Genomic DNA, 9,213 nt, shown 5'->3' with positions numbered 1-9,213 from the left:
GGCCCCCGGCGCGGCGGCGGCGACCCGGCACGTTTCCTGTGGGGCGTGCATGCGGTGCGCGCGGCGCTGGCGAACCCGGCGCGGCGCTGCCGGCGCCTGCTGGTGACGGCGCAAGCGCGCGAGAGCGTTGCCGATATCCTGCCCGCGACCCTGGCGGTCGATATGCTGGATCGCCAGGCGCTGGATGCGCTGCTGCCCGATGCGGTGCATCAGGGCGTGGCGCTGGAGATCGAGCCACTGGATGAGCCTGACCTCGAGGATGTGCTGGAGTCCGTAGCCCCGGACGCGCCGCTGCTGCTGCTGGTGCTGGACCAGGTGACCGCCCCGCACAATGTCGGCGCCATCCTGCGATCCTCCGCTGCCTTCGGGGCTGCCGCGATGATCGTGCAGGAGCGTCACAGCCCGCCGGTGACCGGGACGCTGGCGAAAAGTGCCTCGGGCGGCGTCGAGATCGTGCCGATGGTCCGCGTCACCAACCTTGCCCGCGCGCTCGACCGGCTGCGCGAGGCCGGTGTGTTCTGCCTCGGCTTCGATTCGGAGGCCGAACGCGATCTGCACGCCATCGACCCGGGCGCCCGCGTGGCGCTGGTGATGGGTGCCGAAGGACCAGGGCTGCGCCGGCTGACGCGCGAACGCTGCGACATGATGGCGAAATTGCCGACACAAGGTCCCGTCGCCAGCCTGAATGTGTCCAACGCGGCGGCCATCGCCCTCTACGACATGGCGCGGCGTTTAATTAAAATCCCCTAAAAAACTTTATTAATCAGGGCTGTTCTCTGGACATTTTGGTCAGATTTGGGCTTCCTAAGCGGAGCCGAATACGCCTATACACGGCATGTGGCTCCACCCCCGGAACAGATTGTTGAGAAGCGGCGACCCGACATGCTGCCCCAGACAGAAGAGCAACTGGCGAAAGCGGCGCTCTGCAAGGCGCCTGAGGATATATACAGCGTCAGCGCGCGTGAACTGATCTCGCGGCACTGCCGCAGCTTCCTCGACGCCATGCGGGCGACACCGACGGAGCTGCTGTTCAGCGAGGATCTGCAAAAGAAGCTGGAGAATGCCGGCACCGCCTATTCCGGGGCCGTGCAGAAGGTCGCGATCGCCCAGGTCTCCGGCACCAAGAACCGCGATGTCGCTGGCCGCATCAAGGAAATTTTCGCGTTATGCGACGGGGTGCGCAACCGTACCCTGGAGGCGGTGACCGCCATCCCGGTGGACCCGCTGGACCCGAAGCGGCTGAAGGAGCAGCTGGCCTTGCTTCCGGCCGAGGGGGAGCAGCGCCTGTTCCGCCTCAACCTGATGCTCGCCAGGGCGCTGCTGAAGGAAAAGGGCTGGGACGAAAAGACCGGCCTGCTGCTCACCCTCTGTGAGGCCGACCCGCCAGCTGCCGATATGGTGGCCCTGGATGTGGCCCTGTCGGAGATCATCCGGCTGCCGGCCGGCCTCGACACGATCATCGGCAAGCAGGGCAAGACGGTGGGCGAGCGCATCGCCCTGTTGAGCAAGCTCGCCTCCGGCAAGGCGGACGACCCGGCGCCGGTTCCGTCCGACCCGCCGCTGGCGCAGCGGCTGATGAACCTGCAGGCGCGCGCCGCACAGCCGAATGTCACTGCCGGCCTGCAGGCGCAGATGCTGGCGGCGGTCACCGGCACCTACCCGATGACCAGCGGATCAACGGCGGACGAATTGCGGGCGACGCTGGATGTTGCCCAGCGGGTGCGCCTGAAGAACGGGCAGTTTCTTGGCGGCGAGACGACGGAAGCGGCGCTGGCCCGACGCCTGTCGCGCCTGATCAACGACCAGAATATTCACGATCTGATGGTCGGCGCGCCGCGCCTGGCCGAGCGGCTGCAGCGCTGCCTCGACCTCTATCGCAAGATGATCGGGCCGCAGAACTACGATTTCCTGAAGAAATACATCGATTATCTGCTGCAGGAGCGCACCGTCGCCTCCGACGTGGCGCCGAAATCCGCCTCCGTGCCGGAGCGGCTGCGCGGCCTGACCGAGCTGCACACCATCCTGATGGGTGCACCGCTGCCCTCCGTGTTCCGGGGCAAGCTGCAGCTGCGCATGGAGGAGATACAGAACAATCTGCTGGACGAAAGCGGCATCCTCGACCGCATCGTGAAGCGCGGCGGCAATTCAGCGGAAAAGGCGCTGCCGCTGATCGATCTGTGCTGCAACGACACCCTGATCAAGGGCTCCAACCTGCGCCGTGTGCGCGAGCTGGCGCAACGTCATATAAAGCAGCCGGATTTCCTGCCCAGCATCCTCGCCGCCGCGACCGACGATGCGGACCGCGTGAAGCGGATGCAGGATTTGCATGACCGGCTGATCGAGGCCGGGCTGGCCAGCGACTGATTCCTTCCGCTTTGCCTTGAAGCGCGCGGCCAGTCTGGCTATGGTCGCGGCGCGAATGGACGCCGGCTTAGCACAGTGGTAGTGCAGCGGTTTTGTAAACCGAAGGTCGGGGGTTCAAATCCCTCAGCCGGCACCATTCCCCCCGACCCTCCGTATTACAGACTGCTATTTCCGGGCGAAGAAGCCGGTCACCGTGTCCTGCGCTACCTGCTGCAGGAACGACGCCGTCTTGGCATCGACCTGGCCATAGGCGTCATAGGCATTGCCGACCGGCGACTTGCCATAGATCGTGGCATAGACCGTGGCGGCGGCGAGATAGCTGCCCAGCAGCGACGGGTGGCTGTGATCCTGCGCATTGTGCAGCTTGATCTCAGGATCGCGCTTGTAGGCTTCATCGAAGGCAAGCCCCACCGGGATGACCAGCGCGCCCAGCTCATTGCCGGTCTTCACATAGAAATCGTCGATCAACTGGGTGTTTTCCGGCTTCGCCTGCTTGTGCGGCGGCACATAGGCGTGGGTCATGTAGAGGGCGACCTTGCCGCCCCGCTCGGCGATGATCTTCGCATGCGCCGATGCTGCCGTGCGGAAATCCGCCTGCCGCTTCTCGGACAGGGCAGCGGCGCTGTGGCCCTGCAGGATCACCAGCTCGAACGGCTCCTTGATGCCGATCTGCCCCGGCCCGGTCAGCCAGTCCACATTGTGGTGCGCCAGCGTGGCGCCGCCGATGGTCGCCGACTTGTATTGCAGCGCCTTGCCGAGATCGGCATCGGCCGCCGCCACCATGCGGCGCAGATGGTTGTGCAGGCTGTCATTGTAATAAAGGTAGCTGTTGCCGACCAGCAGCACCCGCTTCGGGCTCTCGACCTGCGGGCCCTTCACCGCCGGCGCAGAGGCGGCGAGCGCAGCGCCGCTGACGGCCAGACAGAGCACGAAAGCCGAGGCCTGGGCCAGCAGACGCAGCTTCTTCAAGCTAATGGACATGGTGGGGGTTCCTCGAAGTTTGGTTTTTATAAGCAACCATCATACGAGGCCTCATCGATGCCCGGCAATCGGATCATTCTGCGCGCCGGAGAGGCGACTCAGGGCGCTGTCACACAACTTTTTGTTGGTTGCATATGCAGCAAAACAAATCTACCAATGCGCGCATCATGCATACGATGCGTCTCATCCTTACCTGCCTTCCGCTGCTATATGCGCCCGTTGCCGGCGCAACCGACCTGGCCTTGACCAGCCCGGTCACAAGGGCGCCGGCTGCCATCGCCGGCCCGGTGGAAGCGGCGTTCCTGAGCAATTACGATGGTGACACGATCACGGTGCGCGCCTGGATCTGGCCGCGCCAGTCGATCGAGACCGGCGTGCGGCTGGCCGGAATCGACGCACCGGAACTGCGGGGCCGCTGCGAGGCTGAAAAGCAGGCGGCACGCGACGCCCGGGACCGGCTGCATGCACTGCTGGCGCAGGCAAAGCGGATCGAGCTGCACGATATCGAGCTGGACAAGTATGGCGGCAGGGTACTGGCCCGCGTCGTCGCCGACGGCCAGGACATGGCCGCCGCGCTGGTCGGCGAAGGCCATGCCCGCCCCTATGCCGGCGATACCCGCAAGGGCTGGTGCGACTGAGCCTCTAGCGGCGGGTTTCCCCGGTCTTCGGGTCGAGCTTCAGCCTGACCTCGCCGCCGTCCTTCGTGCGGTACTCGATCTCGTAATAGCCGTCATCGTCCCATTCCAGATCGTCGATGTAGCGGAAATCCGGCCGCTGCTCGATCTTGGCAACGATCTGCGACAAGGGCATCGCATCGGCAGGCGGCTGCATGTCCCGCGCTTCGGCTGTCCCGGCAATAAACGTCAGGGCGAAGGGAAGGGCGACGATGGTCTTCTTCAGCATGTTCAATCTCCGTTTTTGCACCCCATTCAACAAAGGATCGAGGTGTACGGTTTCAAGTCCAGCTGGACGAAATGGCAACCGAACCGGCACGGAATGGACATCGGCGGCCGGCCTGATATGCCAGTCTTGGGTAAGGACAGGGCATCCAGTGGAGGACGGCATGACGGAACAGGCCCAGGCATTTCTCGACAGAATCGGGCAGGACAGCGAATTCCGGCTCTCCTTGAGGCAGCACCTGGACGGGCTATCCGGCGAGGAAAGGAAACATGCCGCCGTCACCTTCGCCAGGGCGGCGGAATACATGGTAACGCTGGACGCTCTGGAAGCTTTGCTCGCCCGCCAGCGCGGTGAGATCGGGCCCCGCGACGAAAACGAAGAGCTAACCGAAGAGCAACTGGCCAGTGTCGCGGGCGGATTCTTCTATCATAACGACCTGCTCCGGTAGGAGTCAGAAACTCTCCACCCAGGGTCGCAGCTCCAGCTCCCAGCTCCAGGCGCTGCGATGCTGTCGGTGCAGGTCGAGATAGGCCCGCGCCAGGGCGTCCGGCTCCAGCAGCCCGTCCACACCGCGCTGCGGGCCACGCGGATCGTCCCCGCCCTGGCGTATGCCGCCATCGATCACGACATGCGCGACATGGATGTTCTTCGGCGCCAGCTCCCGCGCCATGCTCTGCGCGAGGCCGCGCAGCGCGAACTTGCCCATCGCGAAGGGGGCGGATTGCGGATAGCCCTTCACGCTGGCCGAGGCGCCGGTAAAGAGGATGCTGCCGTTCCCCATCGCCTTGCCATCAGGCAGCATGGCGCGCGCCGCCGCCCGGCCAACCAGGAACCCGGCATAGCCAGTCGTCATCAGCGATTCCCGCACCTCTGCGGGGTCAAGCTCGGTGATCGGCCCACGCACCCGGCGGCTGGCGTTGAACACCACCAGCGAGGGCGCGCCCAGCGTGTCCGCCACGGTGGCGAACAGCCGGTCCACATCGGCCGGCTGGCTGGCATCGCAGGCCACCGCCATGGCTCCGGTCTCGCGCACCAGCCCGATCAGCTTGTCGGTATTGCGCGCTGCCAGTGCGACCGCCATGCCTTCTTTGGCGCACAGCCGGGCCAGCGCGGCACTCAGCCCGCTGCCCACACCGACGATGATCGCGACTTCCCGGTCCGCCATGATTTTCCTTCTCCCTGAATTTTCTGGGAGGAGTGTATGACGATGTTTCCGCCGCTGTCAGCCGATAGAACGCATCAGCTCTTCGCCTCGGTCAGGCGGCTGCGGCGCAGCGCGCCCAGCTGCTCCAGCAGCGGATAGGCCGTGGCGGCAATGTGCGATTCGATACGCTTCAGGTCGCGCACGATGTCGAGATGCAGCTCTGTCGTCTCGATGCTTTCCGACCGCCCCTCGCGCAAACGCTCGAAATGTCGCTCTGTCGCCAGCTTCTCCAGATCGCGGAACTGCTCCTTCTCCGCCACCAGCTGCCGGGCCGAGCGCAGGTCGCTGGCCATGAAGACCGAGATCGACAGCTTCAGATGCTCCAGCAGCCTTGCGTGCATCTGGCGGATTTCGGCGAGCCCCTCCTCGGAAAAGCTGAGCTGCCGCTTGATCTTCTTGGACGCCAGATCCATCAGGTTGCGGTCCACGATATCGCCGATATGTTCGAGATTGATCGTGAAGGCCAGAATCTCCGATAGGCGCTGGCTCTGCTCCTCGTCCAGCTGCTCGCGGCTGACATCGGTCAGGTAGCGCTTGATCGCGCCATGCAGCGTGTCCAGCGTGTCGTCCATGCGGCTGATCTCGGAAACCAGCTTGCGGTCGCCGGTCTCGAACACGGTCTGCGAGCCGCGCAGCATGCGCTCCGCCGCGTCGGCCATGCGCAGCGCCTCGCGCGCCGCGTTGGTCAGCGCCACACTCGGATTCTCGATGGCCTCCCGGTCCAGATGCAGCGGTGCGCCGGGATCGAGCGGGCGTTCTGCCGTCGGGAACAACTTCTTCATCAGCATCGCCAGCAGGGGCAGCGGCAGGATGAACAGCACCGCCAGCGCCAGGTTGAAGGCGGTGTGGAAATTGGCCGCGACACGCGCCGGCCCGCCATTCACGATTTCCAGCCATTCGACAGCATAGGGCAGCAGCGGCAGCGCGATGGCGCAGCCGACCAGACGGTTCAAAAGGTTGCCGACCGGCACGCGCAGCCTCTCGCGGTCACCGCCCATCGCCTGCAGCACGGGGTTCAGCGCACTGCCGAGATTGGCGCCCAGCACCATGGCCAGCGCCGCCACCGGCGTGATCCACCCGGCCGCTGCCAGCGACATGACCAGCAGCACGGTGGCCACACTGGCATGCGCCGCCCAGGTGAAGATGGCCGCCAGCAGCATCGTGACGATGGGGTCGCTGGTCAGCAGGTGCAGCACCTCCTTCATCTGCGGCGACATGTCGTGCGGCATCACGGTCTGGGTCAGCAGATGCAGCGACAGCAGCACAAGGCCAAGGCCGATGGCGACACGGCCCAGGTCACGCGTGCGCGTCTGTCCGCCCCGCTTGAAGGCGATCACACCGACCAGAATCAGGATCGGCGTCAGCAGCCCGATATCGAAGGACAGGATCTGCACGATGACCGTGGTGCCGACATTGGCCCCCAGCATGATCGCCAGCGCCGGCACCAGATCGACCAGCCGGCCCGCCGCGAAGGAAGACGCCATAAGGCCGGTCGCCGTACTGCTCTGCAGGATAGCCGTTACCGCGAAGCCTGCCGCAAAGGCCTTGAACCGGTTGTCGAGGCCGCGGCTCAGGCTGCGCCTGAGGCCGGAGCCATAGGCGCGCAGGATACCGCTCTGCACCATGTGGATGCCCCACAGCAGCAGTGCGATGAATCCCAGAAGCGTGATGATGACCTGTGTCGCCGGCATGGCCTGACATAATCTTGTGCGGAGGGGATGCGGCGGTTTGCATTCGCCGGCTCCCGATTGCTCATACGCCCTTCCGGCGAATCTTGTAAAGAAAATGTAACATTTCAGAAACAAAAGACCCAGACAGGCGGACAAGCCGCTCCTGCGGATAACGGACAGACGCGCAAAAGGATGCGTATCACGATACTTGCCTACCGCGCCGGGATGCCGTAAGGCGACGTCAACTCTTTGAACGACAGCCATCCGAAAGGCCGACCATGAGCGACAGCACCGCCACCGTCCTCGACGTGCATGAAAAGCCGGGCGCGGCCCTCTGGGGCCTGCTCAGCCTGCAGCATCTGTTCGCCATGTTCGGCGCGACGGTGCTTGTCCCGCTGCTGACCGGGCTGAACCCGTCCGTGGCGCTGGTCACCAGCGGTCTCGGCACGCTGCTATTCATTGCCCTCACCAAGGGCCGCATCCCGGCCTATCTCGGCTCCTCCTTCGCCTTCATCGCGCCGATCCTGGCGGCGGCCGCCCTGCCCGGCCCGGACGGCCAGCCGCTGGGCCCGACCGGCGCCATGCTGGGCGCCTTCCTGGCGGGTGCGGTCTATCTGGTGGTGGCGCTGTGCATCAAGGGCTTCGGCGTTGGCTGGCTGCTGCGCCTGCTGCCGCCGGTGGTGACCGGCCCGGTGATCGTGGTGATCGGCCTTGGCCTTGCGCCGGTCGCCGTCAGCATGGCCTCCAACGACCCGGCCACCAGCGCCTATAGCGGCACGCATTTCCTGATCGCCGCCGCGACGCTGGTGCTTGCCCTTGCCTTCTCCGTCGTCATGCGCGGCATCTTCGCCGTGGTACCGATCCTGCTGGCGATCCTGGGCGGCTATGTGATTGCCGCCTTCGCCGGCCTGGTGCCCTGGTCGGGTGAGGCGGGCATGCAGGCGAAGCTGGCCGCCGCCAGCTTTGTGGAGTTCCCGGCCTTTGCCGTGCCCTTCGTGACCTACGACCTGCCCTGGCAGCATTTTGCCACCATCGTGCTGCTGCTGGTGCCGGTCGCCATCGTGACCATCGCCGAGCATATCGGCGACCAGATCGTCATCAGCCGGGTGATCGGCCGCAACACGCTGGAGGATCCGGGCCTGCACCGCTCGCTGGCCGGCGACGGGCTGGCCACCATGCTGGCCGCCATCCTGGGCGGGCCGCCGAATACCACCTATGGCGAGAATGTCGGCGTGCTGGCCATCACCCGCGTCTTCTCGGTCTATGTCATCGCCGGTGCGGCGGTGATCGCCGTGCTGCTGGGCTTCCTGGGCGATTTCCGGGTGGCGCTGCAGTCGATCCCGGTGCCGGTGATCGGCGGCGTCGCCATCGCGCTGTTCGGCGTCATCGCGGCGTCGGGCCTGCGCACCATGATCGAGGGCAAGGTCGATCTGGGCGACAAGCGCAACCTGTTCATCGTCTCGATCATCCTGGTGCTGGGTATCGGCGGGGCCGTGGTGCATGTCGGCACCATCGCGCAGCTGTCCGGCACCGCGCTGGCCGCCATCGTCGGCGTGATCCTGAACGCCGTGCTGCCCTATAATGGCGGCAATTCCGAATAACGAGAGGGAGAGTCACGATGAAGCGGTTCGCGATACTGGCCTTCGCCTTGCTGCTGGCCGCCTGTGGCGATCCCAGCAAGGCCGACCTCGTGAAGAAGGCGGAGGGCGTCTCGACCAAGGCCGAGCTGGAGGCAAAGCTCGGCCGTCCCGATGATATCGCCAAGCTCGGCCCCATCGAGCAATGGACCTACAAGGCCAAGGACGGCAGCGTGCTGTTCGTCATCACCGGCGACAGCGTGGCGCTGCAGGCCACGGGCGGCAAGCGGCAGTAGGCGACCGCCATCCCGCGGACAAAAAAAGCCCCCGGCCGAAACCGGGGGCTTTCTTATTCAAGCTGATGTAACGCGATCAGGCATCCGCCGCCATCTTGGCGTGGCGCTTGCGCTCGTGGATATCGAGATAGCGCTTGCGCAGCCGGATCGATTCCGGCGGCACCTCGACCTGCTCGTCATCAGAAACATAGGCCAGCGCCTTTTCCAGCGTCATACGGATC

At 65.3% G+C, this 9,213-nt stretch carries 11 protein-coding genes and 1 tRNA gene; 7 read left to right on the top strand and 5 right to left on the bottom strand.

All coding sequences use genetic code 11. The features are described from left to right. The 3 genes from rlmB to MK313_RS17085 all read left to right on the top strand — a co-directional run. A partial coding sequence (rlmB, locus tag MK313_RS17095) for a 23S rRNA (guanosine(2251)-2'-O)-methyltransferase RlmB (RefSeq protein ID WP_287783231.1) occupies positions 1–750 on the top strand: 750 nt, incomplete at its 5' end. Positions 751–882: 132 nt separating this feature from the next. Next, positions 883–2,364, top strand: coding sequence for a hypothetical protein (locus tag MK313_RS17090; RefSeq protein WP_008946070.1), 1,482 nt, complete (start codon positions 883–885; stop codon positions 2,362–2,364). Between the two features lie 61 nt (positions 2,365–2,425). Then, positions 2,426–2,500: transfer RNA gene (locus MK313_RS17085), tRNA-Thr, on the top strand. 29 nt (positions 2,501–2,529) lie between these two features. Here the strand turns inward: MK313_RS17085 and MK313_RS17080 are convergent. Beyond that, positions 2,530–3,345, bottom strand: a complete 816-nt coding sequence (locus MK313_RS17080; protein ID WP_287783228.1) for a DUF4886 domain-containing protein — start codon at positions 3,343–3,345, stop codon at positions 2,530–2,532. A 167-nt stretch (positions 3,346–3,512) separates the two neighbouring features. On the opposite strand from MK313_RS17080, the gene MK313_RS17075 reads away from it, so the two are divergent. After that, entirely contained in the window at positions 3,513–3,983 is a 471-nt protein-coding gene (locus MK313_RS17075) for a thermonuclease family protein (protein WP_237740212.1), read from the top strand. Positions 3,984–3,987: 4 nt separating this feature from the next. Here MK313_RS17075 and MK313_RS17070 read toward each other — a convergent pair whose 3' ends face one another. Then, on the bottom strand, positions 3,988–4,248 hold the full coding sequence (locus MK313_RS17070; protein WP_287783224.1) for a PepSY domain-containing protein: 261 nt from the start codon (positions 4,246–4,248) through the stop codon (positions 3,988–3,990). Positions 4,249–4,408: 160 nt separating this feature from the next. Here MK313_RS17070 and MK313_RS17065 point away from each other — a divergent pair, with 160 nt between their 5' ends. After that, a complete protein-coding gene (locus MK313_RS17065; protein WP_287783221.1) occupies positions 4,409–4,693 on the top strand; it encodes a hypothetical protein in 285 nt (94 codons plus the stop codon). Between the two features lie 3 nt (positions 4,694–4,696). On the opposite strand, the gene MK313_RS17060 is transcribed toward MK313_RS17065, so the two are convergent. Then, positions 4,697–5,410 carry an SDR family NAD(P)-dependent oxidoreductase gene (locus MK313_RS17060; protein ID WP_121222193.1) on the bottom strand — a complete coding sequence of 238 codons (714 nt, stop codon included), beginning with the start codon at positions 5,408–5,410 and terminating at the stop codon, positions 4,697–4,699. Positions 5,411–5,484: 74 nt separating this feature from the next. After that, positions 5,485–7,140 (bottom strand): Na/Pi cotransporter family protein, encoded by a 1,656-nt coding sequence (locus MK313_RS17055; protein WP_287783217.1) that lies wholly within the window; start codon positions 7,138–7,140, stop codon positions 5,485–5,487. 257 nt (positions 7,141–7,397) lie between these two features. On the opposite strand from MK313_RS17055, the gene MK313_RS17050 reads away from it, so the two are divergent. Both MK313_RS17050 and MK313_RS17045 read left to right on the top strand, forming a co-directional pair. Next, the gene (locus MK313_RS17050; protein WP_287783214.1) at positions 7,398–8,720 is read left to right on the top strand and encodes a solute carrier family 23 protein; all 1,323 of its coding nucleotides are present in this window, start codon (positions 7,398–7,400) and stop codon (positions 8,718–8,720) included. A 17-nt stretch (positions 8,721–8,737) separates the two neighbouring features. Further along, complete coding sequence (locus MK313_RS17045; protein WP_008946077.1) at positions 8,738–8,992, top strand: hypothetical protein; 255 nt, start codon at positions 8,738–8,740, stop codon at positions 8,990–8,992. Between the two features lie 76 nt (positions 8,993–9,068). Here the strand turns inward: MK313_RS17045 and MK313_RS18240 are convergent. After that, the coding region (locus MK313_RS18240; protein WP_416054148.1) for a hypothetical protein at positions 9,069–9,213 on the bottom strand (145 nt) is incomplete at its 5' end.

Origin of the sequence: Oceanibaculum sp., assembly GCF_022449305.1 — a bacterium.
In the GTDB taxonomy this organism is placed as follows: Bacteria; Pseudomonadota; Alphaproteobacteria; order Oceanibaculales; family Oceanibaculaceae; genus Oceanibaculum; species Oceanibaculum indicum.
Note: the sequence above shows the minus strand (reverse complement) of the source record. Positions and strands in the feature narration are given on the sequence as shown.

What these genes read in the sequence shown, in the direction of transcription:
- MK313_RS17065 (WP_287783221.1), top strand. Translation starts at nt 4,409, where the DNA reads ATGACGGAACAGGCCCAGGCATTTCTCGACAGAATCGGGCAGGACAGC.
- MK313_RS17070 (WP_287783224.1), bottom strand. Translation starts at nt 4,248, where the DNA reads ATGCTGAAGAAGACCATCGTCGCCCTTCCCTTCGCCCTGACGTTTATT.
- MK313_RS17080 (WP_287783228.1), bottom strand. Translation starts at nt 3,345, where the DNA reads ATGTCCATTAGCTTGAAGAAGCTGCGTCTGCTGGCCCAGGCCTCGGCT.
- MK313_RS17075 (WP_237740212.1), top strand. Translation starts at nt 3,513, where the DNA reads ATGCATACGATGCGTCTCATCCTTACCTGCCTTCCGCTGCTATATGCG.
- MK313_RS17055 (WP_287783217.1), bottom strand. Translation starts at nt 7,140, where the DNA reads ATGCCGGCGACACAGGTCATCATCACGCTTCTGGGATTCATCGCACTG.
- MK313_RS17090 (WP_008946070.1), top strand. Translation starts at nt 883, where the DNA reads ATGCTGCCCCAGACAGAAGAGCAACTGGCGAAAGCGGCGCTCTGCAAG.
- MK313_RS17050 (WP_287783214.1), top strand. Translation starts at nt 7,398, where the DNA reads ATGAGCGACAGCACCGCCACCGTCCTCGACGTGCATGAAAAGCCGGGC.
- MK313_RS17045 (WP_008946077.1), top strand. Translation starts at nt 8,738, where the DNA reads ATGAAGCGGTTCGCGATACTGGCCTTCGCCTTGCTGCTGGCCGCCTGT.
- MK313_RS17060 (WP_121222193.1), bottom strand. Translation starts at nt 5,410, where the DNA reads ATGGCGGACCGGGAAGTCGCGATCATCGTCGGTGTGGGCAGCGGGCTG.